The sequence below is a fragment of the Vibrio sp. 2CM40D genome (genome assembly GCF_023161825.1).
Taxonomy (GTDB): Bacteria; Pseudomonadota; Gammaproteobacteria; order Enterobacterales; family Vibrionaceae; genus Vibrio; species Vibrio alginolyticus.
Window position 1 is genome coordinate 42,074 of the sequence record NZ_JALNTL010000003.1, and the last position, 26,426, is coordinate 68,499.

21 protein-coding genes and 1 tRNA gene are annotated in these 26,426 nt (G+C 45.3%); 11 read left to right on the forward strand and 11 right to left on the reverse strand.

What is annotated here, in order from left to right; translation table 11 throughout:
* Window positions 1–41: 41 nt before the first annotated feature.
* On the reverse strand, window positions 42–2,102 hold the full coding sequence (locus MTF70_RS06780) for an ATP-binding protein (RefSeq protein WP_248393892.1): 2,061 nt from the start codon (window positions 2,100–2,102) through the stop codon (window positions 42–44).
* A gap of 178 nt (window positions 2,103–2,280) precedes the next feature.
* Here MTF70_RS06780 and MTF70_RS06785 point away from each other — a divergent pair, with 178 nt between their 5' ends.
* Window positions 2,281–3,630, forward strand: coding sequence for a sigma-54 dependent transcriptional regulator (locus MTF70_RS06785; protein WP_248393895.1), 1,350 nt, complete (start codon window positions 2,281–2,283; stop codon window positions 3,628–3,630).
* Between the two features lie 64 nt (window positions 3,631–3,694).
* On the opposite strand, the gene brnQ is transcribed toward MTF70_RS06785, so the two are convergent.
* Window positions 3,695–5,005, reverse strand: a complete 1,311-nt coding sequence (brnQ, locus tag MTF70_RS06790) for a branched-chain amino acid transport system II carrier protein (RefSeq protein ID WP_248393897.1) — start codon at window positions 5,003–5,005, stop codon at window positions 3,695–3,697.
* 836 nt (window positions 5,006–5,841) lie between these two features.
* Here brnQ and MTF70_RS06795 point away from each other — a divergent pair.
* The 5 genes from MTF70_RS06795 (at window position 5,842) to MTF70_RS06815 (ending at window position 11,668) form a co-directional block, all read left to right on the forward strand.
* Window positions 5,842–6,852: a TAXI family TRAP transporter solute-binding subunit gene (locus MTF70_RS06795; protein ID WP_248393899.1), complete on the forward strand. Its 1,011-nt coding sequence runs from the start codon at window positions 5,842–5,844 to the stop codon at window positions 6,850–6,852.
* 88 nt (window positions 6,853–6,940) lie between these two features.
* A complete protein-coding gene (locus MTF70_RS06800; RefSeq protein WP_009705104.1) occupies window positions 6,941–9,064 on the forward strand; it encodes a TRAP transporter permease in 2,124 nt (707 codons plus the stop codon).
* Window positions 9,065–9,072: 8 nt separating this feature from the next.
* On the forward strand, window positions 9,073–10,305 hold the full coding sequence (gene lhgO / locus MTF70_RS06805; protein WP_205461110.1) for an L-2-hydroxyglutarate oxidase: 1,233 nt from the start codon (window positions 9,073–9,075) through the stop codon (window positions 10,303–10,305).
* A 195-nt stretch (window positions 10,306–10,500) separates the two neighbouring features.
* Window positions 10,501–11,196, forward strand: coding sequence for a hypothetical protein (locus tag MTF70_RS06810; protein ID WP_053307132.1), 696 nt, complete (start codon window positions 10,501–10,503; stop codon window positions 11,194–11,196).
* Entirely contained in the window at window positions 11,141–11,668 is a 528-nt protein-coding gene (locus tag MTF70_RS06815; RefSeq protein ID WP_231970768.1) for a hypothetical protein, read from the forward strand. The genes MTF70_RS06810 and MTF70_RS06815 overlap by 56 nt, the downstream gene beginning before the upstream one ends.
* A gap of 42 nt (window positions 11,669–11,710) precedes the next feature.
* On the opposite strand, the gene MTF70_RS06820 is transcribed toward MTF70_RS06815, so the two are convergent.
* The 3 genes from MTF70_RS06820 to MTF70_RS06830 all read right to left on the reverse strand — a co-directional run bounded on the left by MTF70_RS06820 (window position 11,711) and on the right by MTF70_RS06830 (window position 14,675).
* Window positions 11,711–12,103, reverse strand: a complete 393-nt coding sequence (locus tag MTF70_RS06820; protein ID WP_054728604.1) for a hypothetical protein — start codon at window positions 12,101–12,103, stop codon at window positions 11,711–11,713.
* Window positions 12,104–12,277: 174 nt separating this feature from the next.
* Window positions 12,278–13,276 (reverse strand): cytochrome d ubiquinol oxidase subunit II, encoded by a 999-nt coding sequence (gene cydB / locus MTF70_RS06825; RefSeq protein WP_065275106.1) that lies wholly within the window; start codon window positions 13,274–13,276, stop codon window positions 12,278–12,280.
* A gap of 10 nt (window positions 13,277–13,286) precedes the next feature.
* Window positions 13,287–14,675 carry a cytochrome ubiquinol oxidase subunit I gene (locus tag MTF70_RS06830; RefSeq protein WP_017635517.1) on the reverse strand — a complete coding sequence of 463 codons (1,389 nt, stop codon included), beginning with the start codon at window positions 14,673–14,675 and terminating at the stop codon, window positions 13,287–13,289.
* 159 nt (window positions 14,676–14,834) lie between these two features.
* Here MTF70_RS06830 and MTF70_RS06835 point away from each other — a divergent pair, with 159 nt between their 5' ends.
* Both MTF70_RS06835 and MTF70_RS06840 read left to right on the forward strand, forming a co-directional pair.
* The gene (locus MTF70_RS06835; RefSeq protein WP_205461109.1) at window positions 14,835–16,079 is read left to right on the forward strand and encodes an NADH:ubiquinone reductase (Na(+)-transporting) subunit B; all 1,245 of its coding nucleotides are present in this window, start codon (window positions 14,835–14,837) and stop codon (window positions 16,077–16,079) included.
* Between the two features lie 297 nt (window positions 16,080–16,376).
* Entirely contained in the window at window positions 16,377–17,777 is a 1,401-nt protein-coding gene (locus MTF70_RS06840; protein WP_205461108.1) for a tryptophanase, read from the forward strand.
* Window positions 17,778–17,855: 78 nt separating this feature from the next.
* Here the strand turns inward: MTF70_RS06840 and MTF70_RS06845 are convergent, their stop codons facing one another.
* The 3 genes from MTF70_RS06845 to MTF70_RS06855 all read right to left on the reverse strand — a co-directional run bounded on the left by MTF70_RS06845 (window position 17,856) and on the right by MTF70_RS06855 (window position 18,730).
* Window positions 17,856–18,467 carry a DUF2913 family protein gene (locus MTF70_RS06845; protein ID WP_005384170.1) on the reverse strand — a complete coding sequence of 204 codons (612 nt, stop codon included), beginning with the start codon at window positions 18,465–18,467 and terminating at the stop codon, window positions 17,856–17,858.
* Between the two features lie 32 nt (window positions 18,468–18,499).
* A tRNA-Leu gene (locus tag MTF70_RS06850) sits at window positions 18,500–18,583 on the reverse strand.
* A complete protein-coding gene (locus tag MTF70_RS06855) occupies window positions 18,548–18,730 on the reverse strand; it encodes a hypothetical protein (protein ID WP_021035910.1) in 183 nt (60 codons plus the stop codon). The genes MTF70_RS06850 and MTF70_RS06855 overlap by 36 nt, the downstream gene beginning before the upstream one ends.
* Window positions 18,731–19,142: 412 nt before the next feature.
* Here MTF70_RS06855 and MTF70_RS06860 point away from each other — a divergent pair, with 412 nt between their 5' ends.
* A complete protein-coding gene (locus tag MTF70_RS06860) occupies window positions 19,143–20,351 on the forward strand; it encodes a NupC/NupG family nucleoside CNT transporter (protein WP_017635515.1) in 1,209 nt (402 codons plus the stop codon).
* Between the two features lie 54 nt (window positions 20,352–20,405).
* On the opposite strand, the gene MTF70_RS06865 is transcribed toward MTF70_RS06860, so the two are convergent.
* Together MTF70_RS06865 and MTF70_RS06870 are read right to left on the reverse strand one after the other, a co-directional pair.
* Window positions 20,406–21,494: a DUF3541 domain-containing protein gene (locus MTF70_RS06865; RefSeq protein WP_017635514.1), complete on the reverse strand. Its 1,089-nt coding sequence runs from the start codon at window positions 21,492–21,494 to the stop codon at window positions 20,406–20,408.
* 69 nt (window positions 21,495–21,563) lie between these two features.
* Window positions 21,564–22,169: an alpha-ketoglutarate-dependent dioxygenase AlkB gene (locus tag MTF70_RS06870; RefSeq protein ID WP_025768047.1), complete on the reverse strand. Its 606-nt coding sequence runs from the start codon at window positions 22,167–22,169 to the stop codon at window positions 21,564–21,566.
* A 132-nt stretch (window positions 22,170–22,301) separates the two neighbouring features.
* Between MTF70_RS06870 and MTF70_RS06875 the strand changes: the two genes are divergently transcribed.
* Window positions 22,302–23,657, forward strand: a complete 1,356-nt coding sequence (locus MTF70_RS06875; protein ID WP_005374160.1) for a diguanylate cyclase — start codon at window positions 22,302–22,304, stop codon at window positions 23,655–23,657.
* A gap of 387 nt (window positions 23,658–24,044) precedes the next feature.
* Here the strand turns inward: MTF70_RS06875 and MTF70_RS06880 are convergent, their stop codons facing one another.
* Complete coding sequence (locus MTF70_RS06880) at window positions 24,045–25,601, reverse strand: DUF3612 domain-containing protein (RefSeq protein ID WP_005384164.1); 1,557 nt, start codon at window positions 25,599–25,601, stop codon at window positions 24,045–24,047.
* A 174-nt stretch (window positions 25,602–25,775) separates the two neighbouring features.
* Between MTF70_RS06880 and MTF70_RS06885 the strand changes: the two genes are divergently transcribed.
* Complete coding sequence (locus MTF70_RS06885; RefSeq protein ID WP_005374156.1) at window positions 25,776–26,354, forward strand: malate synthase; 579 nt, start codon at window positions 25,776–25,778, stop codon at window positions 26,352–26,354.
* Window positions 26,355–26,426: the final 72 nt, after the last annotated feature.

Below are 26,426 nucleotides of genomic sequence, written 5' to 3' on the forward strand. Positions count from 1 at the left end.
GGATGCCTAGTTCTAATGATGATTTTGTAATCAATATAAACTTAAGCTGATTTGAACAATAAAGTGAAAGTCAGCCCATTTTGTTCATTCTTTTGCACGGTAATTTGTCCGTTCATATCACGCATATTGTTGGCCGTAATCGCTAAACCCAGCCCTAGCCCCTCACCAATTTTCTTTGAGGTTTGGAAGGGTTCAAACATCGATTCGAGCATCTCATCCGACACGCCGCAGCCATTGTCACTCACCGTTAGTTCTACCTGATTTGCCGTTGGGTTGACGATCAAGTTGAGCTGAGGGTTGGTGGTGTTGTTCATTGCGTCTAGCGCATTCGAGACAAGATTACCGAGCACCTGAAGCAATCGTTGTTCTTCGCCCATGATGTTAGGTAAGTCATGAGGAACTCGAACACGCACATCCACCTTGTCTAATTGGGATTGATAAACGCGTAAGGTCTCTTCGAGTGCGGAGGTAAGAGAAATCGCCTGTAGGCTTTCTGGTTTGTTGTAGGCGAACGTCTTTAACTGACTAGTCATGCTTGCCATGCGATCAATGAGCTTTTGCACCAAAACATTGTTGGCTTTCATCATCTCGGTTTCACCGCGTTCCGCTAGTAGCTCGTTCGTGGTGAGCAGGGTGCGCAAGCCCGTCAGTGGCTGATTGAGCTCATGAGTAATCGCGCTCGACATGCGACCCAAAGCGGCCATTTTGCTCGATTCAATTAATTGGCTTTGTGCTTCTTTTAGCGCTTGAGTACGCTCTTCTACCCGTTGCGCCAGTTCTTGGTTGACCTGTTGCAGTGATTGCTCGGCTTTTTTCCGCTTGCTGATGTCGATGATAGTCGCAAGGAAATACTGCTCGCCATGCCAAGAGAAACTGGTCAGTGAGAACAAGACAGGGAAGACGCTACCGTCACTGCGTCTGGCAATGGTTTCGACCGTACTGATCTCTGCGAGCTCTTTATGTTTAGGTAAATCCTTAAGCAACTTGAGTGTGGTGGAATTGGGATTGCCAGCGTCGAATAACTCCCAAGCAAAAGCGTGTCGATTGACGCTTTCTGGCAAACAGAACAAGCGCTTCGCCATTGGGTTGAGATCGAACAGTTGACCTTGTTCATCAATCAATAGCAAACCTACGTGGGTCTTATTGATCATCTGTTTCAAGCGGCGTTGGGACTCTTCCAACAGGGCTTGAATTCTTTGTTGGTTAATGTGTTTTTGGCGGCGTTGTAGACCAATGATGACGAGTAATACAACCAATAAGAGCAGCGCTGCTACGCTCCAACCAATCACATTGATGGTTTGTTGAATCGGCTTAGAAGGGGTGAGGTAGCTGACGTACCAATTCAAATCATCCAATTTAACGGTGTGCGCAAAATAGTGTTGCTGGTTGAGCGTCCACACACTGATATTGGTGTTGTCGTATAAGCGCTGCGTTTCTAACTGAACGGTGTTGCTCGGTTCGTTAAACCAGTCAGCGTTATAGAGCGAGCTGCTTGATAGGAAAAAGCGTTGCTGGCGATTTTGCAACGTAATGATGTCTTGGCTAGTAATGGTCTGTTCGGTTAATAGGCTAAGGTTGATTTGCACCACCACAATGCCTGCAATATCTAAACCGTCGTAGATAGGGGCTGCAAGATAATACAACGGGCTCGAACCTTTGGTTTTGTTTACTAAGGAAACACCGCCGCCTTGATTGTGAATTTGTTCCACAATCGCTTTTCGGTCAGACAGGCTAAAGCGCTCTTCGATTAAACTCGAGACCAATACTTCGCCGGAGTTAGATAGGATTAGCCAGCCTTCCGTATTGGCGGCTTTATCTAGTTGAGTTAGTTGGGTTTGCAACGGTTCGTAATAAGTCAGATTCCCTTTCACAAAAGCGATGGTTTCTGGGTTATTGGTGACGAGGTAAGGCAGATGGTAGAAGCGTTTAAGTGCACGGCGAACTTCACCAATATAGTCGAGCAGTTTTTGTTGAGCTTCGGTTTGAGTTTGTACACTCAACCACTGACGGGCAACTTCTCTACTGGCGCTATAACAAGACAACATCAGCACTGCCGCAATTGCGACCACAAGCCATGTTTTGCCATTCCTTTTGCGCTGCATACCGACTCCATTCAGCTAGTGTGTTCTCACCAACAGTCATTAAAGAGTGCGCCTAACTGGTTGGATGTTAAAGACTTGTAAGCAAGAAGTGAGATCTAGCTCCTTTTCTCCTCAGTGGTTTTTGCTACCGTTAATAAAGAGCGATTTCTTTCCCACCCCATAAAGCAGGCAGTAACTCATGGCTTTTGATGACACCCCTAAAATTGCACTTATCGAAGACGATGACATTGTTCGTCAGGCTACCAGCCAATGGCTGCAACTGGCGGGGTTTGATGTGACCGCATTCAGTTTAGGCGAAGAGGGCAAAGCGGCCATTCTTAGCCAAGAATTTGATGCGATTGTCAGTGATGTTCGCCTGCCAGACACCGATGGTTTGTCGATACTAGAAAGCCTGATTGCCAATCACATTCCAATGCCGGTTATCTTGATCACCGGACATGGTGACGTTGATATGGCGGTAGGCGCATTACAAAACGGTGCGTTCGATTTTATCGAGAAACCTTTCCAACCGGAGCGCTTATCCCAACGAGTGACCGAAGCGGTAGAAAGCTATCGCGCGCAAACGTCTACTCAAGATCGCCAAGAGTACCTATCTAGCGTTAGCGGCTTAGAAGAAGTGTTGATTGGGCGAAGCCGAGTGATGCAACAGCTTAGAGAACAAGTTGCCAAGTTAGCGCGCATTGATACCAATGTGATCATTTACGGTGAAACGGGTTGTGGTAAGGAGCTGGTGGCGACCAGTTTGCACAATGAAAGCCAACGTAGAACCCATCATTTTGTGCCAATCAACTGTGGCGCAATTCCTGAGAACCTGTTTGAAAGTGAGCTGTTTGGACACGAAGCTGGAGCATTTACTGGAGCGGGTAAAAAGCGCATTGGTAAATTGGAATACGCGGATAAAGGCACCTTATTCTTTGATGAAATCGAGAGTATGCCGCTGTCTATGCAGGTGAAAGTGTTGCGTTCATTACAGGAACATACAGTTGAGCGCGTTGGAGGCAATCAACAGATCTCAGTTGATTTGAGAGTGATCGCCGCCGCGAAAGAAGATCTCAATGATCATGATGAGTTTCGTCAGGATTTGTACTATCGCCTCAATGTCGCGCAGATCTATTTGCCACCACTACGTGAGCGAGAAGAAGACGCGTTGATCTTGTTCGAACACTTTGCCCTGAAAAGTAACCCTGAGAGTCGTCCGCTTAGTGAAGCCGATAGAAAAGCCATTCTTGCTTACGCTTGGCCCGGTAACGTGCGTGAGCTAAGGAATGTCGCGATGCGTTTTGCACTGGATGAAACCGTCTCCGTGATGGAAATTCTCTCCAGTCGACCATCTTCTACAACCGAAGAGACACAAGCAGGCGTTCCATTGGCGATTCAGCTACACAACTTTGAACGTAAAGTGCTGCATGACTCGCTAGTTCGACATCAAGGACGAATTACGGATGTGATGGTCGAGCTAGATTTACCGCGCCGAACCCTCAACCAAAAGATGCAGAAGTTTGGTTTAAATCGCTCTGACTATACATAGAAAAAACGGCTTCTGAGGAAGCCGTTTTTTGTTGAAGTACTTATTTGTTAAGGTACTTGCCAATCTAGGCTTGGTTTGCCAACTCGGTGTGTTGTTGGTTTGCCTTGCGGGTAAAGACGACCCCCACAATCACCATGACAATCGTCGGAACAATCCAGCTTGCAAAGTAGTGGTACAGCGGCATGTTGCTGTCTAACCATTGGTTTGCGGCTTCTGGCATGTAACCTAGGATGTGCAGCGCATCAACACAACCAAACGTTAGAGCAGTGAACGCCGTCGCGACGACCATGATTTGCGACATCTTGTTGCGCACTGGTGCCATGATCATCAATGCAATCGCTACTGGGTGAAGCGCCACAACCGCTGGCAATGTGATAGCCAATAGTTGCTCCAGACCTACGTTGGCGATCAAACCTGCCAATACCATGGTCGTGATCACGCAGCCTTTGTAGTTCACTTTGCTGAAAGTGTTGTCGTAAAACTCACTGCCTGCTGTGGTTACGCCGATAGCAGTAGTCAAACACGCCAATACCATCACGGCACCAAGTAATAGTGAACCAAATGCGCCGAAGTGGCTGAAGGTGAACGCCGTTAAAATGTCGCCACCATTGCTGAACTCAGAACCCAAGTATGAGCTTGTTGAGCCAATGTAAGCCAATGAGATGTAAACAAACGCCATGGCAACCGCGTACATCAAAGCTGCGATTAGCGTGTATTTTGCGGTGGCTTTCGGACAATCCACACCCATGCTACGAATCGCGCGGAAGATAATCCAACCAAAACCGATAGAACCTAGCGCATCCATCGTCATGTAGCCTTGGGTCAAGCCTTCAGCAAATGCGCCAGATACGTATGGTCCCGTTGCGGCAGTTAGCTCTCCTGCAGGAGAAACCAAAGCAGTCACAGACATGATGATTAAGATAGCCATTAATGCAGGCGTTAAGATCTTGCCTAGGTTGTCGACCAATTTACCCGGATATAGGGCAAATAGAATGGTGATAGCACAGAAGGCAATAGTGAAAGGCACCAAAGCGGCATCACCAAACATTGGTGCAAAGCTAAATTGGTAAGCGACGGTAATCGCACGTGGGATTACGAACGCAGGGCCAATCACGATAAATACCATTACCCAAAAACTGGTCGCCAAAGGTTTAGGTAGGGCAGCGGTTAATTTGTCTGAACCGTTTACGATAGCCACCATCACCAGTGCCATCGCAGGCAGACCTACGCCCGTTAAGAGGAAGCCAGACATCCCGCTCAGAAAATTTTCACCTGCTTGGTAACCCAAAAATGGAGGGAAGATCAGGTTACCCGCGCCTAAGTACATGGCGAAAGTCATGAAGCCCAAAGCGGCGATATTGCGTGCGCTTAACATTGTTATTCCTCTTATGTTTCGCTTGGAAGAAACTGAAAGGAATGGGAGGAGTATGTGGTGTTCCCGTCAGCTTCTTCTCAAGCTGACAGAAAGTTTAGATATAGCCTGTCAGCTCTGAATCAGTTTCAGAGAGAGCAGGAGGATCGCAGCAGCAACGCCAGATGGGCGTTTTAAAGCGAATTGTAATTGCGCAGTTGCTGACATGGGTGATCCTTAATGGCGAAAAAATACCAAGGAATACGTTTGCCTTGGCGTGTTGTTACCCTAACGAACATAGGGCTATCGGCACAACCCCGAAGTAGAAAATAAGTTGATACGGTCAATGTTTGTTTCTGAACTGGTGGATCGAACTGCTTTTTAAATTCAAAATTAGAATAAATGACTTTTCATTTCTGTAACATGGCTTGTTTTGCTGTATTTTTGTGCTATTTGTAGTCGTTTAGGCTATAAACCTCCGCTGATAAAGTGAGCAGTTTAGAATGATGCGCTTTTTCTTCTTATTGTTAAGACGCTCATTAGTTGCAGTTCAATCCAAAATTGCATCGGCAAAATATTGCTTATTAGTGAATCATGCATTTATTTTGTCTTGATCACATTTTATTAACCTTTTGCGATCTAGGCGTGCAACCTTCTTCTCTTCAATGAGCAAGATCTTGCTCATTACTTTGCTATCAAATCAGCATGATTTTGCTCATTTTTGATGTCTTTCAGCACTTAGTTCAATAAATACAAAGGGTTAAAAGTTGGCATTTCAATTGCTCTAGGGAATGTGTTGTTAATAAAGATTTAACATGATGTAAATCCCCAATCATGAAACGACTACACGGAGAGTAATAATGAAAATGAATAAGCTGGTAAAAGCTTTGGCTGTCGCTGTAACTTCTTTTGGTATTGCTGCTAACGCTGCGGCAGAGGACCGTAGCTATATTCTTGCAACGGCATCGACAGGTGGTACTTACTACCCTGTGGGCGTAGCGTTGGCGACGTTAAGCAAAGTGAAATTGGCACCAAAGCACCACTTCTCCCTTTCTGCAATCAGCTCTGCGGGCTCTGGTGAAAACGTCAAACTGCTGAACGAAAACGAAGCACAGTTCGCGATTCTACAAGGTCTTTACGGTGCATGGGCTTGGTCTGGCGAAGGTCCTTATGAGAAAAGCGGTCGCCAAGAACAACTGCGTTCAGTCTCTATGCTGTGGCAAAACGTTGAGCACTTTATTGTTCGTTCTGACTTAGCAAAAACGGGCACAGTGATTGACCTGAACAACCTAGATGGCAAGAAGTTTTCTATCGGTAAGAAGAACTCAGGTACAGAGAACTCTGGTCGCCAAATCATGAAAGGTCTGAAGGTAGACCCTGATAAATTCAATCTTGCTTACATGGGTTACGGCGGCAGTGCGAGCGCACTTCAAAACGGCACCATTGACGGCATGAACACGCCTGCGGGTGTACCTGTTGGTGCGGTCACTCAAGCTTTTGCTGCGCTGGGTAAAGACATTTCGATTCTTTCGTTTACTGACGAGCAAATCAAAGAGGCGAACGGCAACTACAACCTATGGACGAAGTACGAAATTCCTGCGAACACGTATCCAGGTCTAGATAAGCCGATCACTACCATTGCACAGCCAAACTTCTTGGCAGTTCGTGAAGATATCTCGGAAGAAGACGTTTACCAGCTAACCAAAGCAATTTACGAGAACCTGCCGTTCTTACAAGGTATCCACAAAGCAACAAAAGCAATGGCGATTGAGAAAGCGATTGCTGGCTTGCCAGTGCCTCTTCACCCAGGCGCGGCGCGTTACTACAAAGAAATGGGCATCGAAATCCCATCAGACCTAATGGCGAAATAACGCCTACTTGGCCCCGAGTTTTGGCTCGGGGCATTTTATCCCTACCGATTTCAAAGATGGAAAAAGCCGCCAGAGCTTGGAGTATGAGATGAGCGACTCAATAGAAAAGGAATTGCAGAAGTTTGAGCTGCCCACGCGCACTGATTTTCCGTGGGTAACCACCACAATTACAGTGTTTGGCGTGGTGTTGTCTGCTTTGCACATTTGGTTTAATACCTTATCGACGTTACCAGAGTTATGGATTTCCGCGACCCACTTTGCTGGCTTTGCGGTGATTTGTGCGCTTTGGTATCCGGCTCATATCTCTCTCAAGCAGAGTAAGATTGCACTCGGCATCGATGTGTTGATTGCCATGGGCGCGGTCGCGTGTTTGCTCTACATTCCCTATGCCGAAGATGCGCTCTACGAACGTGGTGTGAAGTTCGTGACCAGCGATTGGGTCTTCGCCATCATGGCAATCCTGATTGTGATTGAGCTTATCCGACGCACCATGGGTTGGTTTATTCCAGTGCTGATTGTGGTGTGTCTGAGCTACGTTGTGCTTTGGGGTAAGTGGGCGACAGGTATTTTCCACTTCCCGGGTTTGAGCATGGAAACCTTGCTCTACCGTAGCTTCTATTCTTCTGAGGGCATGTTTGGCTCTATCTCGCGCATCAGTTGGACTTTCGTATTCATGTTCATTCTGTTTGGTGCGTTTCTTGTGCGCTCTGGTGTCGGTGATTACATCATCAATGTGGCACGTGCTGCGGCTGGCAAAATCATTGGTGGTCCGGGTTTTATCGCAGTGATTGGCTCCGGTTTGATGGGTTCAGTATCGGGCTCTAGTGTGGCAAATACGGTTTCAACCGGTGTTATCAGTATTCCTTTAATGCAAAAAGCAGGTTTCCCTTCGCGCTTTGCGGCGGGTGTTGAAGCTGCAGCGTCAACAGGTGGTCAGTTGATGCCACCAGTGATGGGGGCGGGTGCTTTCATCATGGCGTCTTACACGCAAATTCCTTATGTTGATATCATTGCGGTTTCTTTCATTCCTGCTCTTATCTATTTCTTGTCTGTTGCGTTCTTTGTGCGTATCGAAGCCAAACGCAGCGGCGTTCAAAAAATCACGACCAGCGATGAATCTCTATTAAAAGTGTTGATCAGCGGTTGGCACAATCTTATCCCACTGGCGGTATTGGTTACTTTGTTGGTTCAAGGTTTTACACCGACTTACGCTGCGGGCTTGTCGATCATCTCAGTGGTGGTGGCGTCTTGGTTCTCGAAAGATCATAAGATGGGACCAAAAGCGATCATCGAAGCACTTTCGCAAGGCGCGAAAAACATGGCGACAACCGCGGTATTGCTGGTGGGTATTGGTTTGGTGATCAACGTGATCAGTACAACAGGCATCGGCAACACGTTCTCATTGATGATCGATGGTTGGGCGAATGGTGACTTGTTCATCATGATCGTTTTGATTGCACTCGCTTCTCTTGTTTTGGGTATGGGTTTACCTGTAACAGCGGCGTATATTGTATTGGGCACACTGTCTGCCCCTGCGCTTTACAAGTTGATTGCAGAAAACCAATTGCTTGAATTGATGGTATCGGGTCAATTGCCTGAACAAGCAAAAGCCATCTTTATGTTGGCGGCGCCAGAAAAGCTGGAACTGCTTAATGCACCAATGGCGTTGGAAACGGCGAAAGAAATGGTGGCGCTAGTGCCTGCGGACTTTATGGAAACCCTACTAGAACAAAGTTTGGGTATGGAAGCGGTAGGCTTGGCATTGCTGGCTGCTCATCTCATCATCTTCTGGTTATCGCAAGACAGTAACGTTACGCCCCCAGTGTGTTTGACCGCATTCGCTGCGGCAACCATCGCGAAAACACCGCCAATGCGCACTGGTTTGATGGCATGGAAAATCGCCAAAGGTTTGTATCTTGTACCGCTACTTATTGCCTATACAGGCTTGGTCAGTTGGGATGTGACGTCGGTAATTACCGTAGGCTTCTTTGCCATCATCGGTACCTATGCATTGATTGGTGCGATTGAAGGCTACTTGGAAGGTCCTCTAAACATTCTGACGCGTCTCTTGTTGGTAGTGGTGGGTACATTGCTAGTTTGGCACGATATCCCAATGTTGGTTCGTGTGGCAAGCTGCGCGGTATTTGTCGCGGTGTTCATTTACAGTGGTCGCAAGTTCAAATTGCAACAATCTCAACTATCGGTTTTATAAGAGGTCGTATGAAATCAGTCTATGACTACATCATTGTTGGTGGCGGTATCGTTGGTGTGTCGACAGCATGGCAACTACAGCAACGTCATCCAGACAAATCCATTTTATTGGTTGAGAAAGAGTCCGGTTTTGCCCAGCACCAAACCGGACACAATAGCGGCGTGATTCATGCCGGGGTGTACTACGCACCGGGCAGCTTAAAAGCGGATTTTTGTAAGCGTGGGGTAGAGCGAACCATTTCGTTCTGCGCCGAGCACGATATTCCGGTGGAGAACTGTGGCAAGTTACTGGTTGCGACCAATGAGCAAGAAGTCGAACGCATGAATGCCCTCTATGAGCGCTGCCATGTCAACGGCATCGACGTAAAGCTACTCGATGAAGTTCAACTTAAACTGGCTGAACCAAACATCACGGGATTGGGCGCGATTTATGTCAAAACCACCAGTATTGTGGACTATCGTTTGGTCACTGAGCAGATGGCGGAAGAGTTCAAAAAGCTCGGCGGTCAAATCAGCTTGAGAACCAAAATGGTGGCTGCCGAAGAGAAGGACGAAGAAGTTCAACTGACCTGTATTTCAGACGGTCAAACCATGCAGCTCAATGCTAAGTTCTTGGTTACTTGCAGCGGCTTGATGGCGGATCGCATGACGAAGATGATGTCTATTCCGACCGATTTCCAAATCATCCCTTATCGTGGTGAATACTACCGCTTAGATAGCAAACACGACCAAGTGGTGAATCATCTTATTTATCCAATTCCCGACCCTGACTTGCCATTCTTGGGCGTCCACCTGACTCGCATGATTGATGGCAGTGTGACCGTAGGTCCAAATGCGGTGCAAGGCTGGAAGCGAGAAGGGTACGACAAGGTTAACTTCAGCTTGCAAGATACCATGCAAATGCTGAGCTTCTCCGGTTTCTGGAAGGTGACACAAAAGCATCTAAAAACCGGATTGGATGAGTTTAAGAACTCGTGGTGGAAGCCGGGCTATCTCAAGCTGGTCAATAAATACTGCCCAAGCATCAAGGTAGACGATCTCAAACCATATCCTGCGGGTATTCGTGCGCAAGCGGTGTTATCCGACGGAACCTTGGTTCATGACTTCTTGTTTGCCGAAAGCGCCAGAAGCCTGCACGTTTGCAACGCCCCCTCTCCAGCAGCGACATCTGCAATGCCTATTGGAGAGTACATTTGCGATAAAGTAAATGAGAAGATAGAGGCGAAAACCGAGACGGTTTAACAGTAAAAAGCCATGTTAAAATATATGAGCGAAAAGAATGCTTTTCTAGAATATTGACTGGTATGTTATTTGCCGCACAATAATGTAATTAGTATGTAAGAAATGGTTTTAAAATGTCGTAATACAATGTCAACTTCAAATTTTATAGGTGATTTTTTGTTCTTTCAGTTTTAATCTTCATCAGATGGAGGGACTATGATTACAAAACAGCACCTTAGAAAAGTATGGAAGAATGAAACTAAAGTTTCAGAAGACTATTTAGTGATTATAAGCAAAGAACTTTCTATGAAGATCTCTGAATGTAAGTTAGACAGTGAACTGAGACTGTCACACTTTGTCGCTCAATTAGCAAAAGAGGTTGGTCCTGGAATGAGAATGGAGGAAAACCTGAATTATTCAGTTCAAGGATTGAAAAGCACTTTCAGAGTCTATCGGAATAGGCCGGCGTTAGCTGAAAAGCACGGGAGAAAAAATGCCATCAATCAAAAAGCAAACCAAGAAGCGATAGCAAATAATGCCTATGCCATGAAAATAGGCAATGGTGATGCAACTACCGGAGATGGATGGAAATATCGCGGTAGAGGAATGATACAGTTAACAGGGAAAGGAAACTATTTAGCGACAGAAAGCATACACGCAAATATTTGGAACGAAAATACGAGTTTCTCTTCTTCGCCTCAGTTAGTTGCTCAACCTAAATATGCCATCAGGACTGCTATGATTTTTTGGCTGAAGAATAAGCTATATTTAAAAGCCGATAAGGGAGCATCTAGAACGGTGACTGATAGTATTACTAGGGTTATTAATAAAAATACAGATTCATATGGACAACGACATGAGATATTTACCGAACTGTATAAAAAAGGCATTTTCAAAGAAATTTTTAAGTAGGGCTTTTGGAGCTTGTTTGATAGTACATTACCCTGCATTTTCCTTTCAGTTAACTAGTGTCGACGATGGTTATTTGCTGACTGATAATAAGTTTGAATCGGATTATATGGTATATACTCCGGGCGCGAAGGAAGCGGAAATTACTGATGCATATGACTTCACTTGTGTTGGTAGCAAAATCGAAGTGGTTAAAATTAGAAGTGAAATTAACAATGCCGTGACTCATGGAGAGCAGCTCCAATATTACTTTTTTCTTGTTACTGAGAATAAAGCTTACTGGCCACTTAGAATTGTTGAATCTTTCCAGACCGTGGACAAAGATTCCCAGGAATTAGTGTCAGAACATTTACCTTTCACAAAAAATGATGACCTTGGGTTAGCTTGTGATTTAGTTAGGCCTCAGGTTGAAAGCTATTACTTTTCCCAAGCTTTTGAAGCGATACCTAAACATACCAACAATAAAGGCGACTGAATCAGTCGACTTTATTGTGTCGTAAAGTTGTAGTGTCTATTGCTATTTAGGGCAGAGTTCCCCTTTCTTGGCGTGTCTTTCTATCATGTAATCGCCTCGGGCACTGTGCAATACAATTGCATTCCAGACCTGACCATCTTGCAACTCGAACTCAAACGCATAATGGGTGCCGCCGACCATTTTGGTTCTCACCTCATGAATTGCTTTCAATTTATCATCGGCATTCATTTGATAAAGCACCATGTTGAGTGAGCGTCTGGCGTCAGGAGTTGCCTCAGCAAGTTGCCAACGGCCCTGCTCGTTTGTTGCGGAGCAAATAGACCGCATTTTACTTTTCATGGCGGATGACATCTGCTTGTCTACGGCCAAAGCATTTGGTGAAAACAGTGGAACCGTCAAAGGAATCAAAGTTACCAGAAACCGCTTTAAGGTCATAAAAACACTCCGTTGTTTTACTCTTGCTTGAGTATAGACCTCAATGGCTTCAGATGTGGTGCAGTAGACTCTGGGCCTACAATATCGCAGTTCGTATCAACGAACTGATGATAAACAAGGCGACCACGCTTACCAGCCAAATGCCAATGAACCACAAAATGGGTTTTAGTTTCATCAGTGATATCCTTCTCCACGTTTAATCTTGCCGCGGAAAACCCAGTACGAATAAGCCGTGTAGGCTATGATCAGAGGAAGTAATACCACCGCACCGGCAAGTAAAAATGCCAAACTCTTATCTGGCGCGGCGACGTCTTGATAAGTGAGTGCGAATGGGACCAAGTAAGGGAATGTACTGACACCGAAACCCATCGCGGACAAAAGAAACAGGCCGATCGCAAGAACGTAGGCTCGGACGGCTTTGTGATCGAGTAAGGCTTTGAATAGCTGCCAAATAAGTGCCGCAGCAATAATTGGTAAAATGAAAAACAGTAGCGAGTTTGGTAATGAGAACCAACGTTCAAAGACGATATTTTGGCTCAATGGCAGCCACAAACTGGCGATGAATATACAGGCTACCATCGCTAGTCCCCATCGTCGCGCGACCACGTAATAGCGCCCCATCAGCTCTTCTGGAAGCTTGATTAATAACCAGCATGAACCGAGCAGAATATAAGCACAAACAAGCGCCAGGCCACAAAATACGCTAAATGGTGAAAGCCAATCAAACCATCCACCTGCGTATGCTCGTTCACTAACCTCTATACCTTGGAGCAGGGTTCCGAGCATAATGCCTTGCATCAATGCCGCGGTGAGTGAACCAATGAAAAAAGCGCTATCCCATAAAAACTTTCCGCGTTGTGTTCGGAAGCGATACTCAAAAGAAACCCCGCGCAGAATTAACCCGAGCAGCATTAAAATCAGGGGAGCATAGAGTGCTGGCATAATGACCGCGTAGGCGAGGGGGAACACGGCAAAAAGCCCACCTCCGCCAAGAACTAGCCAAGTTTCATTCCCATCCCAAACAGGAGCGATGCTGTTCATCATCATGTCGCGCTCTTCATCATCATTAGCGCTGAGGAATAGGATACCAATACCGAGATCAAAGCCATCTAACACGACATAAATCAGAACAGCGAGCCCAATCAAAGCGTACCAAATTAATGCGTAATCCATGAGTAAGCTCCTAGGTTAGATGGTTAGAATGTGTGATGGCATCGGTTTTCGTGCCATCAGGAAGTCGGCTATCTAGACCTTCTTCATATCGAGTTGGAGACTTGCGCATCAAACGTAGGAGATAGAAGAAGCCAGCTCCAAAAACCACAAAGTAAACCACGATGAACGCCGTCAGGGAGACGCTCACCGCGGCGGCATCAATAGGCGATGCCGAATTGGCTGTGGTTAAAAGACCGTATACGGTGTAAGGCTGTCGACCGACTTCGGTAGTTATCCAGCCTGCTAAAACTGCAATGAACCCCGCTGGGGCAAACAGCACACAAATACGTTGAAGTGCCCTCGAATCAAAAAGTTTGCGACGTTTTCTTAGCCAAAGGCTCCACAAACCAATAACAAGCATGCCAAAACCAAGCGCGACCATTACTCGGAAAGACCAGAAAACGATAGAGACAGGAGGGTGTTCCTCCTCTGGAAAAGCATCTAATCCCTTCACTTCACCGTTGAGGTCATGAGTTAAAATCAAACTACCGAGTTTGGGGATTTCCAGTGCGTATTCCATGCGTTTTTCTTCATCGTTAGGGATACCGAAGAGGATCAATGGCGCGCCTTGGTGAGACTCATAGTGCCCTTCCATCGCGGCAACTTTGGCGGGTTGATGTTCAAGGGTGTTTAATCCATGCATGTCTCCAGCAACGATTTGAATTGGTGTCACGATGGCAGCCATCCACATTGCCATCGAGAACATAATTCTGGCTAGAGGGTTATGGTTTGCTTTTAGCAAGTGATAAGCGGCAACGCCGGCTACAACAAAGGCAGTAGTAAGGTAAGCGGCGAGCAACATATGAACGAGCCGGTAAGGGAAGGAAGGGTTGAAGACAATCGCCCACCAGTCTTCTGGGATAAACTGTCCGGCTTCGTTGATACTATAGCCCGCTGGTGTTTGCATCCAACTATTAACCGAAAGTATCCAAAACGCAGACAAAAACGTCCCGAATGCAACAATACAAGTCGCGGCGAAGTGAAGCTTCTTACCTACCTTATCCATACCGAAAAGCATCACGCCTAAAAACCCAGCTTCGAGGAAAAACGCAGTAAAAACTTCATAACCCATTAGCGGGCCTAGGATTGGGCCTGTTTTGTCGGCAAACACGCTCCAGTTAGTACCGAATTGATAGCTCAACACGATGCCACTCACCACACCCATACCAAAACTGATGGCAAAGATTTTGAGCCAGTACTTATAGATTTGCATGTACTGTTTGTTGCCCGTTTTTAAGTACAAGCCCTCTAATACAGCGAGATAACTTGCCAAACCAATCGTAAACGCTGGAAAAATAATGTGGAAAGAGACAGTAAAGGCAAATTGGAATCTAGCTAGGTCAATGGCGAGTGTGTCCATGAGCGGTCCCTTTTTCGTTGGATAAACTGTTCGCCGGATTTAAAGAGGAGACAGAAGAGTGGCGAACAAGGTGAAATACGAAGAAGGAAGACGAAGAGATTAAAAAACGATCGCTTTTTACACATGTGCGTACCATCTTTTAGATAAAGGAGGAGTGTTATGAGCCTTAAAGATTACTTTGAAAAAGCGACACCTAAGTTTGGTCCAGGTGGGAAGTATCACAAGTTCTACCCACTTTTCGAAGCTGTCGAAACCATTTTTTACACGCCTGGTAAGGTAAACCAGGGCATGACTCACGTTCGAGATAGCATCGATTTAAAACGTATTATGATCATGGTGTGGTTGGCGGTCTTCCCTGCCATGTTCTGGGGTATGTACAACATAGGCCAGCAAGCGAGTGATGCCTTGTTGTATGGAATGGATCAAGCCTCAGCTCAGCAAGCGCTTGTTTCTTCATGGCAACTGAGTTGGGTATGGGGCTCGTTAGATGCGGTTTCACAAGCGGGGTGGGGAAGTAAAATGTGGCTTGGTGCTACTTACTTTCTCCCGGTTTATGCGACGGTGTTTATCGTTGGTGGTTTCTGGGAAGTTCTGTTTGCTATTGTGCGAAAGCATGAGGTAAATGAAGGTTTTTTTGTCAGCTCTATACTCTTTGCGCTGATCCTTCCCCCGACAATTCCACTATGGCAAGCGGCTTTAGGTATCACTTTCGGTATTGTTGTGGCGAAGGAGATTTTCGGTGGTACTGGACGAAACTTCCTAAATCCAGCTTTAGCAGGGCGAGCGTTCTTATACTTTGCCTATCCTGCCAACATGTCCGGTGGTGCTGTGTGGGTCGCGGCTGATGGTTACTCTGGCGCTACTCCACTTAGTCAATGGTATGAAGGCGGGCAAAGTGCTTTGATAAATAATATGACAGGACAAACAATTTCATGGGGAGATGCTTTTGTTGGTAATTTACCAGGCTCGATGGGTGAAGTCTCCACGTTGTTGATCGCACTAACAGGCTTGGTTCTCATCTTTATGAAGATTGCATCGTGGAGAATTGTTGCGGGCGTGTTGGTCGGTTTAATCGGAGCTTCATTACTATTGAATGCGATCGGTTCAGACTCTAACCCCATGTTCTCCATGCCGTTCTACTGGCACTTCGTGATTGGTGGGGTTGCGTTTGGTACCTTCTTTATGGCGACAGACCCTGTCTCGGCAGCTTTTACCAATAACGGGAAATGGGCATACGGACTATTAATCGGTGTGATGACGATTTTTATCCGAGTGCTGAACCCGGCTTATCCAGAAGGCATCATGTTAGCGATTCTATTTGCTAACTTATTCGCGCCACTTTTCGATTACTTAGTCAAAGAAAGTAATATCAAACGCAGAATGAAAAGGGCGAGACCTTCTTAAAATGAGGGTGACCTCACTGAAAATTGATTGAAAACTACACTATATTGAAAAGGTCAGAGACATGGGGTTTCTGACTTTTTATTTTTATCAGGAGGACGAAGACGATGAGAATAAAGGATATTCTCGATAGCCGTTTGGTGCTGTCGTTCTGGTATAACCTAGACTACTGCTTGTCTCTTCTTAGTAAAATCTCTTCTCGTTGATTTCCTCAATGCAATTGCATGAAAAGCATTCTATCTATTTGTTTTTTAGTCTTACGTGAAACTGCGTAGGGCAATGCGTATAAGGAAATTAACAATGAAACGTATTCCAGAACCTTTCCGTATCAAAATGGTTGAGCCAATCAAAATGACGACTTTGGCAGACCGTGAAGTCGCGTTAAAAGAAGCGGGCTATAATCCATTTCTTCTTCGTAGTGATGATGTTTATATCGATTTGCTGACTGACTCTGGCACTGGTGCCATGAGTGATAATCAGTGGGCTGGCATCATGATGGGGGATGAATCCTATGCGGGGAGTCGAAATTACTACAACCTGTGTGATGCAGTGGAGCACTTCTTCGGTTATAAGCTCACCGTGCCTGCACACCAAGGGCGTGGTGCCGAGCAAATTTTGTTCCCCGCTTTGATTGAGCGTATGCGTCAGGTGCGTGGTGGCGAAACGCCAGTATTTATCTCGAACTACCATTTTGATACCACAGCGGGTCACATTGAACTCAATGGCGGTAAAGCGATTAACGTGGTAACGGAAGAAGCATTCGACACCACTACGCCTTATGATTGGAAGGGCAATTTTGATATCGATAAGCTGGTGGCAACAATTGAAGCGCACGGTTCGCATAACATCTGTGCAATTATCACCACGATTACTTGTAATAGCTCCGGTGGTCAGCCTGTGTCGATGGAAAACATGCGCAGTGTGTACGAGATTGCAACCAAGTACGATATTCCAGTGGTGATTGACTCGGCTCGTTACTGTGAGAACGCCTACTTTATCAAGCAGCGTGAAGCGGGTTACGAGAATAAATCGATTCTGGAAATCATCCGTGAGATGTACCAGTACGGTGATATGCTCACCATGTCAGCTAAGAAAGACCCGATGGTAAACATTGGTGGCATGTGTTGTATTCGTGATCATAAGGAGTTGTTCCAGGCGGTGCAGACGCGCTGCGTACCCATGGAAGGATTTGTAACATACGGCGGCATGGCTGGGCGTGATATGGAAGCGCTCGCTCGCGGTTTGTATGAAGCCGCGGATGAGGATTTTCTTCACTATAGAATTAGCCAAGTTCAATACTTAGGTGAGCGCTTACGTGAATGCGGTATTCCGATTCAATACCCAACGGGTGGTCATGCGGTTTTTGTGGATGCCGCTAAGATTTTGCCACATATTCCAGCGGATCAGTTTCCTGCGCAGGTATTGTGTAATGCTTTGTACTTGGAAGCGGGTATTCGAGCAGTAGAGATAGGATCGTTGCTGCTTGGTCGAGATCCGGAAACGGGTAAACAAAAAGCGTCAGAGCTTGAGTTGATGCGTTTGACCATTCCACGTCGTGTCTACACAAACGATCATATGGATTACATTGCGGATGCGATTATCGAACTGAAAAATCGTGCACATGAGTTAAAAGGGCTCACTTTCGAGTACGAGCCACCAGTGCTGCGCCACTTTACTGCTCGATTTAAAGAGATCGATTAACTCAAGTTTAAATCTAGATAAGCAAAAGGCCGCGAGTTTCACGGCCTTTTTCGATTCGTTTATTTCTTAGCGTTACAGTTACGCTAACTCTAATGTGATGCGAACGAACTGGTCGTCTTGATACTGCACTTCATAATTGAAGGTACCACTGGCGTAAATGCTGCCAAGGAAAAGTGAGCGTTGACTCATTGGTCCGCGGAACAGCATCGAAATAGGAGCGATTAGGGCGTTATTATCATCGAAGTGCTGATTTAAGTTCTCAGAAAGCACACACAGCAAACAGCCGTGTTGGTCGTGAGATAAGTCGACGTCTTCCGGTCGCGATAATAACACGGTAGTCCCCAGTTTCTTCTCAATCTCGTTGATCAGCAGCAAGTAGCTATCTAGATCGGGTTGAGGATTTCTGGGTTTGTCTGCACCGACGCAGCGCTCGAGTAATTCTTCCAGATTTCCGTTCTCACCTTTTGCCTGCTGAGTCAAAGACTTTAACGGCTTTTTAATCAGCTTATAGCGATTACTCTTCAGTTTTGGTTTCAGCCATTTCTGAAGTAAGTCATTACGTTCTTTAAGGGAGAGGCCATGCGAGGACGCGTGAATTTTAAAGTGCAGGTGTAATAAAGCGTGAACCGCAAGCTCACTCAGAAGTTGGTTAGCATCTGTAGACTGTCTTGCCTGCTTAGAACTTTGCATTACACTCGAACAAAATTAGGGAAGAAGGATAATGGTGCCGAGAGAGGGACTCGAACCCTCACACCAAAGGCACTAGCACCTCATGCTAGCGTGTCTACCAATTTCACCATCTCGGCATCATGATGCTCTGAATACTCAGAGGCCTCGAAAGAAGCAACGCGAATTATAACCAAAATCCACCTGTTGGCGAGAGCAAAATGACGAATTTTGGCTCTTTCGAGTTTGATTGCGTATTTATTGGTCACTTTTATGTTTTTTACCATCAACGCCTATCCTTATGCCCTTGCTTTTATTAATGGTATGACGACAAAAGAGTACTTTTGCCTAAATTTTGAACGCTTGAACGTTTGCGTAAATAAATGTGATGAATATCTCTTTTTGTTGGCTATACTTGCGTCCCGTTTAAGCGGGAATTAGGGTTTAGTTGTTCAGGACCCTTACCCATACAAGCCGTCACATGGAGCAGGCCAAGCAACATGCTCGCCAGCAGTGAATGACCCCACGGACCGGACCAGCTACGTTCAATTGCTTGTATAAGGTAAAAATAAGATGTCGAACTATTCGTTCTGTCTACATTCTGGATCTAAAAGTGAGTTATCACTCGCTGCGTTGTCCCTTTCTTCTGCCAATTCCTTTGGCTCTTTTTTCTTTTTCAACGTTTAGTAGGTCCAGCTCATGAGTGTTCTATTTAGTCTATTTGGTATTGTTGCACTGCTAGGTTGTGCTTTCCTACTTTCTGAGGGTCGTTCTTCCATTAATTGGAAAACTGTATCTCGCGCCTTGATGCTACAAATGGGGTTTGCTGCTTTGGTGCTCTATTTCCCGTTGGGTCAAGCGGCGCTGGCGAGTTTAAGTAATGGTGTCGCGGGGCTACTCAGCTTTGCTGATGAAGGGATTAAATTCCTCTTTGGTGACCTCGCTTCTTCTGGCTTTATCTTCGCTATCCGTGTCCTTCCTATCATCATCTTCTTCAGTGCTCTTATCTCCGCCCTTTACTATTTGGGCATTATGCAAAAAGTGATTCAATTTATTGGCGGCGCTATCCAGAAGTTCTTGGGTACGAGTAAAGCAGAGTCTTTGGTTGCAACAGGGAACATTTTCTTATCTCAAGGCGAGTCACCACTTCTTATTCGTCCATTTCTTTCTAACATGACTCGCTCTGAACTGTTTGCCGTGATGGCTGGTGGTATGGCTTCAGTGGCGGGCAGTGTGCTTGGTGGTTATGCTGGTTTGGGTGTCGACCTCAAATACTTGATCGCGGCAAGCTTTATGGCAGCACCAGGTAGTTTGATGATGGCAAAAATCATCGTTCCTGAGCGTCAAACGCCAAGCGATTACAACAATATTGAGCTAGATAAATCAGAAGAAAGTAACGTTATTGATGCGCTAGCAAGCGGTGCCATGGGCGGTATGAAAGTTGCCGTTGCTGTTGGTACCATGCTTATCGCTTTCGTGAGTGTTATCGCGATGGTGAACACGGGGCTAGAAAACTTGGGCGAGATACTTGGTTTCTCTGGCGTAACGCTACAAGCGATTTTTGGTTATTTGTTTGCACCTCTCGCATGGTTGATTGGTGTGCCAAGCCACGAAATTCTAGCTGCGGGTTCATACATTGGTCAGAAAGTGGTGATGAATGAGTTTGTTGCGTTTATCGATTTTGTGCAGCACAAAGCGACACTGTCTGAGCATACTCAAATTATTATCACTTTTGCGTTGTGTGGTTTTGCGAACATTGGCTCAATTGCGATTCAGTTGGGTTCTATCGGCGTGATGGCACCTGAGCGCCGCAAAGATGTTGCAAGTCTAGGCCTAAAAGCGGTTGCTGCTGGTACACTCGCTAACCTGATGAGTGCGTGCTTAGCGGGCATTTTTATCTCTCTCTAATTTAGATTGAAGATACACACTAAAAACCCGCCTAAATGGCGGGTTTTGTTATTTCTAAGGCTTGGGCATTAAGCCGTAAGGTATCGATTTAAAAGCCTCTGGGTGCTCTTGATAAGTTGGCGCTTTATGTACCCCTTTCCAATCGAGCAGCATGATGGCTAGCACGTTACGGTGTTCGCCGTACTTGAGATCAAAGTTACCGTCGACCGACGGAATCATCCCTTTTTCTGCGTTGATTGCGTGACGAATGGCTTGGCGGGTTTTCTTTACGACCGGATCATGGTCCAAGCCTGCTAACAAAAACGAAATGCCGACTTCCGCAATCACGTCTTCTTTGGCGCGCAGTAGGATAGTGTCGATGTTGTTGCGAAAGTAATCATAAATCCATTGGTGTTTCTTCTCGCTTACTCGCTCCTGATAATACTTTGAATCGGCAAAGATGATGTGCGTCATACCATAGAGTTTGTTCCAATACTGCTGAGCTGAAAGCATCTTATCTTTATCGTCGGGGTAGGTGTTCCGGAAGGTTTGAGTGAATTCCTCGACCACATCTTGCTCTCCTAGCTGACGAAGCCAGTAGACTTGGTTTGCAAGCTGAGCTGCCCATGCCTCTATCATCTCTTTGTCCGTAACGTAACGCGAGAAATCGTAGCGCCTAATAATTTTTCTCAGCGTTTTGTCTTGTTTATGTTGTAGGCCATATTCGTTTGCTCTTGCCATTGCGCCAAGCAAATCCACACCAAGATAAAGGTACTCAGGATGGTGTTTAGTCACGGTATAGCGTCGCTGACCTCGTTCGGTTTCTTTCTCTTGATACGTGGTCAGCCTTTGAGATGAATAGAGAATGATGTCTTCTGGTTCAACGACTTCATTAGCAAATTGGTTTAACCGGCTGGCTACTTGTGCCATGTCGGTCCAAATGGCAGCGTGATATTTCTCATCTAATGTTTGGCGGTACATGCGTAAGCCAAAATGGCCCTCTTTAAACGCCGGGAAAGTGAACAGTTCCTGTTCGTAGGTACTACGAATCAACTGCGCTGATTGAGTATTATCGAGAAGCGGTACCTCTTCCTGTGATGCCTGAGCTGCAAAGGTAAGTGAGCAAGAGAGTAAGACCGCTAAGCTAAGAGGTTTAATACGCATAAATCCATTCCCTATGAAGTCCTGAACCTAAACCTACCATCAATATTAATTGAGAATGTAAAAGCTGAGTCAATAGTTAAAAATTTGCCTAAAAGTCAGGTTGATACGTTCATCTTTGGTTTTCGCGGTTTTTGGTACGCAGTGCTTCCAGTGATGCTGTAGCTCGCCAGCCATAATCAGTAAGGAGCCGTGAGAAAGCTCATATTCAATCTCAGTTTTACAATGTAAATTTCTAAGCAAAAATCGACGTGTTTCACCTAAGTTCAAAGATGCGATAACAGGGTTTCTACCTAACTCTGGTTCATTATCTTGGTGCCAGCCCATTGAGTCTTGACCGTGTCGATATAAGTTAGCGAGAACAGAATTAAAAGTGACATCAGCAACTGATTCACAACGCACTTTGAGCTGAGTTAACTCAGGAGTCCAAGGGTGAGGCTGCATGGTTAAGCCTGAGTAAGTATATGCTGCATCACCGTGCCACGCTTGTAAGCGAGGTTGAAGTACTGACTTGCCGAACATAGTAATGTGTTCTTGGTGCCATGGCAGTGTCTTTCGAAGTTGGTCAAAGTAATTATCCGCCTCAAGATGGTTAAGAAAATGAGGATCATAATAAAGTTTTCCTCTTTCTACTTCTTGCCATAGATCGCCGCCAAATAAATCGCCTTGTTGATGCATCATCTCACACCTAAAACATAAAAGTTGTCAATCACTGTTACCTTTCTGATTATGATTGGTTATTCTTGTGATAATAAGAATTTTAACAATAAATAAAAAATCTCGTAGTTGTATACGAGTTGTGGGGAGAAAATGCGTTATTTACCCAGAAAGCGATGCTATTTTGCATTGTTCTTCCTCACCTTTTTCGCTTTGTGTATTGGGGTTATTGAGCTGTTAAATCGAAACCAGCAAGAGCTTCACAAAGAGCGAGTTCAAGTTGAGGCCAAAGAACAACTTTCCATTCTCCGTTCCAATTTGGAAGCGGTACTTATGGCGGATATCTACAAAGCCAGTACTTTAGCGACACTCATTACGTTACTTCCTAAAAATCAAGAAGAAGAATTGAGTATCGCCGCTCACCGAATCCTAAATAAAAGTAAACATATTACAATCATCGGTATCGCGAAAAATGATGTAATTAGTCATGTATTTCCACGCCAAGGTAATGAGCGCCTAATCGGCCTTGATTACCGCGCAGTGCCACAGCAGTGGGTACAGGTGCAAAAAGCCAAGGATGTACAAGAAATTTTCATCGCAGGGCCAGTGACTTTGATTCAAGGTGGCCGAGGTTTGATCGTGCGTGTGCCTGTTTTTCTTGATCCTCCAATGAATCAGGACTACTGGGGAGTGATCAGTGCGGTGATTGATTTCGATGCTCTGATGAGAGAAACCGGCGTAATTGATTTCTCGTATCGTTACCCTTTAATGATCCGTGGTTACGATAGCGGTGGCTCATTTGGTGATGCTTTCTTTGGCGCGCAAAGTGTAAATAGCATGGTATATGCAAAAGAGATGGTTCATTTTCCTTATGGTGGGTGGAGTATGGTGGTTTTCTCTGGAGGTAAAGCTGATCGCCAAATCTCTTGGCATCAGTTGCATTTAGCTAGAGTAATCGGCTATCCCATTATATTCGCACTTAGCCTCGCGCTGTTCGCCATTTATCGACTGTATACCATTGCAGATGACAGAGCTTTACACGATGAACTCACGAATTTACCAAACCGTCGCTATTTTATGAAGTTTTACAAGCAGCAGTTTGAAATAGCGAAACGTTATAAAAAGCGTTATAGCTTCGCCTTAATTAATATTGACCTAGATAGGTTTAAACACATTAACGATACCTATGGTCACGACGCAGGTGACAAAGTTTTAATCGCTACGGCTGAAAGGGTAAAAAGCTCTCTGCGTAAATCAGACATCGTGGCCAGAATGGGCGGTGATGAGTTCTTAGTTGTAGTTCATCACCCAGGAACGGAAGAAAATGTTCAGTCTCTTCTACAAAAACTTCGATTAGCGCTATGCTCTACGCCCGTCATTTACGATGAAACGCTTATCTATTTGAAAGCCAGTATTGGGTACGCGATATTTGACCCGCAAATGTCATCTCCTGAGCAAATGATGAAAATAGCCGATGAGAGAATGTATCAACAAAAGCATGGCGGATGAGCCTGAACCCAGTTTCAATAAGGGGTTAGAAGAATGGTAAAGTTGGGAGTCCGAAATCTCATCATCATTGAGGTGCAAGAATATGTGACTTCATATGTTCACAGACACTTTGCTGAGAGAGTCGTTATTAGCAGTGCATTAAGTGGCATATTTGCATAACTTTGCATTTTGCAAATGCAGTTTGCGAAATTAATGGTTAATAAAGCAACGATATGCATCTGGATCTACTAAAAAACGGCTTTTTTAAAGTTGGCACGCATCGTGCTTTACTTAGAGTGACCCTTATTAAGCCGAGGGTCACCTAGCCAACTGACGTTGTTAGTGAATACAAATTGTTCACAAGTATATACCGCCAATCACGTTTATTGTGATTGGCGTTTTTTCTTTCTAAAGACCGATGATATTCACGTCGTTGCCCGTCTCATCAGCTTCTCCGCACTTGCTGTAACAACTAGGTTGTCTTGGACAAACCGCCCCTCTGGAGCAGATTAACCTTGCTTGGGTTTGAATCCCGCGCTCTATCCAGTTGATGTTTAATATCTTAGCGATAGTCGTTAAGTCTTTTTTGATGTGGGGAGGAATAACACTACTTCCGCCGGAAGCGACACAAAGGGACTTAAGTTCTTCCGCTATGGAAACGGCATCGCCACCTTGTGCAGAAATGGCAGGGTTAAGATCAATACCGGCACATAGCACGCGATTATTCCCCGCAGGATCAAATACGTTGACCGATTCGCAGCAGTAGATACGTGGCTCGTCACCAACATTTAAAATCGAAATTTGCGCTGAACTTGTATCCAAAGGCTGGGAAAGGCGTCGGAATACCGCCCAGTGCTGGCAAGGGTCGTTTACTTTGCGCATGTTGCCCCAAGGCAATGGAATACCATTTCCTCGATACACTGCTTTTAACTTGCCGGGGCCATAGGCATCAAAATAGTGCCAATGCGGGTAAGGCGAGACCACCGTCATGCGACGCATTGCAACGGAAGGAGAAACCCCCGCCTTTTTGTGAACATCAATCTCGTAACCAGAACGGTCAAGCAACTGACGAAAGGGTACTTTGGGGCAGAGTAGGGCACCGGCAAAGAAGCTGGACTCAAAATCACGCCAAGCTTGCAGGATATCTTGCGAATTGAGTTCAGAGTTCGACACAGGGCTGTCCATTTGCTCCCAATTGTTTTGATGCCCGATAGATAAAACGTTATTCATTGCATCGCTGCTATGGAGCACTCGATGACCAATATATACCGCCAAGTCATACTTCAATCGGGTTGGATAGTCACGCATTCGTTTATTGAGATAAATAGTCCCAGGTGGCTCCATGAAAGACGTAATCAACTGTTTGGCGCTGACGCCCAGTTCATCAATCACATCTTGTGGCGCTCGATCTACCCAGCGGATATCCAATCCCATACTCTTTGCAATGTCTACGAGATCTTCTACAGATAGATTCAGCCGCTTCAAGCCGACCTCTTCGGCGGCGCGCTCTAAATCAGGAAAATGGTTTTGATGGTTTTCTTGGTGTGCTCGAATCAAGAGATGAGCAAACTGACGCCCCGTGATACCTGTTTGGGAGAGCATTTCTGGTATCGCGATTTGAAGAATATCATTGGAGAACAGAAAGCTCGGCTCCAACGCCATGCCACTAATCCCGCCACGATTTCCTTTGTTGGGTGTGATGGCTTCTAATTCGGGTTCATCATCTAAAAACCAAGCAGGATCTTTTTGAAAAACTTCCGCGATCACTTCGAGCATATCGATACTCGGTACGCGTTTTCCGCGCTCAATCATTGAAAGGTAAGAAACCGACGGAGCGTACTCTGGATTAATTCTTACACAACGGGCAGACAAATCTTCCATCGTTAAATGGTTGTTTTTTCTTAGGTTACGAATTTTCGTACCAAGAAAATGAGACTGACGAATAAGGCTTTTTGACACAGACATTTTGTAAAATTCACATTGTAAAATTTTTGTTGTGAAATTGTAGTCAATATTTCGCTAGTCTACATAATGAGCAGGCAAGGAAATTAACCATCCACTTCACAGAATTGCCTGAAACTTAAATAAAGGATTTAAGTTTTTACTCTAGGACGAGTTTTTAAGTGCGAGGATATGACGATGAATATGCTGAACTTCGATAAAAAAGAGATGCAACAACAACAACGCCCATTTATCGCTGAAGCCGTATTTGCCGTCGAAGCGGTAAGTGCTGAGCAGCAGAGTGAGAAACAAGTAAAAGCGAAGCAACTACTAGACCGCATGTTTCCATTGGAGAATGGGTCGCACCAAGATGTATCAAGTTACGTGATTGATTACCGCCATGTTTTGGCTTATTTCAAAGACGGTACACACAGCGGCCTGAAAAGCCCAAAACACTTCGTGGCGTACACTGGTGAAAAGGAAGATCCAAAATCGATTTTGTTTAAAGATGATTCGGGTAATCATGTAGAAGTGCTGTTTGGCTGTCACAAAGGTACTGGTTGCGTGGAATTAGTGGACATTGACGATATTCAATTGGAAACTCGCACGACGTTTCATCCTGAACTAACTGGCAATGCACCAACCGCGATGCGCCATTGGATAAGTCTAATCAAAGGCGACAAAAAAGGTAAGCCGATGGCATGCAGTGAAGATAAAGAATATACCGCAAAAAATGGTGACGACTACATTCTAAGTTACTGTTACAGCGTCGATTAAGATACTCATGATTGGATACAAAAACCCCGCACTTTACGTCGCGGGGTTTTCTTTTTCATCGTAAAAGTCGTT

Excerpts from the sequence above, each read along its gene's own strand:
- MTF70_RS06795 (WP_248393899.1), top strand. The coding sequence starts at position 5,842 with ATGAAAATGAATAAGCTGGTAAAAGCTTTGGCTGTCGCTGTAACTTCT.
- MTF70_RS06785 (WP_248393895.1), top strand. The coding sequence starts at position 2,281 with ATGGCTTTTGATGACACCCCTAAAATTGCACTTATCGAAGACGATGAC.
- MTF70_RS06840 (WP_205461108.1), top strand. The coding sequence starts at position 16,377 with ATGAAACGTATTCCAGAACCTTTCCGTATCAAAATGGTTGAGCCAATC.
- MTF70_RS06865 (WP_017635514.1), bottom strand. The coding sequence starts at position 21,494 with ATGCGTATTAAACCTCTTAGCTTAGCGGTCTTACTCTCTTGCTCACTT.
- MTF70_RS06830 (WP_017635517.1), bottom strand. The coding sequence starts at position 14,675 with ATGGACACACTCGCCATTGACCTAGCTAGATTCCAATTTGCCTTTACT.
- MTF70_RS06820 (WP_054728604.1), bottom strand. The coding sequence starts at position 12,103 with ATGACCTTAAAGCGGTTTCTGGTAACTTTGATTCCTTTGACGGTTCCA.
- MTF70_RS06855 (WP_021035910.1), bottom strand. The coding sequence starts at position 18,730 with ATGGTAAAAAACATAAAAGTGACCAATAAATACGCAATCAAACTCGAA.
- MTF70_RS06815 (WP_231970768.1), top strand. The coding sequence starts at position 11,141 with ATGAGATATTTACCGAACTGTATAAAAAAGGCATTTTCAAAGAAATTT.
- brnQ (WP_248393897.1), bottom strand. The coding sequence starts at position 5,005 with ATGTTAAGCGCACGCAATATCGCCGCTTTGGGCTTCATGACTTTCGCC.
- lhgO (WP_205461110.1), top strand. The coding sequence starts at position 9,073 with ATGAAATCAGTCTATGACTACATCATTGTTGGTGGCGGTATCGTTGGT.
- MTF70_RS06860 (WP_017635515.1), top strand. The coding sequence starts at position 19,143 with ATGAGTGTTCTATTTAGTCTATTTGGTATTGTTGCACTGCTAGGTTGT.
- MTF70_RS06885 (WP_005374156.1), top strand. The coding sequence starts at position 25,776 with ATGAATATGCTGAACTTCGATAAAAAAGAGATGCAACAACAACAACGC.
- MTF70_RS06800 (WP_009705104.1), top strand. The coding sequence starts at position 6,941 with ATGAGCGACTCAATAGAAAAGGAATTGCAGAAGTTTGAGCTGCCCACG.
- MTF70_RS06810 (WP_053307132.1), top strand. The coding sequence starts at position 10,501 with ATGATTACAAAACAGCACCTTAGAAAAGTATGGAAGAATGAAACTAAA.
- MTF70_RS06880 (WP_005384164.1), bottom strand. The coding sequence starts at position 25,601 with ATGTCTGTGTCAAAAAGCCTTATTCGTCAGTCTCATTTTCTTGGTACG.
- MTF70_RS06835 (WP_205461109.1), top strand. The coding sequence starts at position 14,835 with ATGAGCCTTAAAGATTACTTTGAAAAAGCGACACCTAAGTTTGGTCCA.
- cydB (WP_065275106.1), bottom strand. The coding sequence starts at position 13,276 with ATGGATTACGCATTAATTTGGTACGCTTTGATTGGGCTCGCTGTTCTG.
- MTF70_RS06870 (WP_025768047.1), bottom strand. The coding sequence starts at position 22,169 with ATGCATCAACAAGGCGATTTATTTGGCGGCGATCTATGGCAAGAAGTA.
- MTF70_RS06780 (WP_248393892.1), bottom strand. The coding sequence starts at position 2,102 with ATGCAGCGCAAAAGGAATGGCAAAACATGGCTTGTGGTCGCAATTGCG.
- MTF70_RS06845 (WP_005384170.1), bottom strand. The coding sequence starts at position 18,467 with ATGCAAAGTTCTAAGCAGGCAAGACAGTCTACAGATGCTAACCAACTT.
- MTF70_RS06875 (WP_005374160.1), top strand. The coding sequence starts at position 22,302 with ATGCGTTATTTACCCAGAAAGCGATGCTATTTTGCATTGTTCTTCCTC.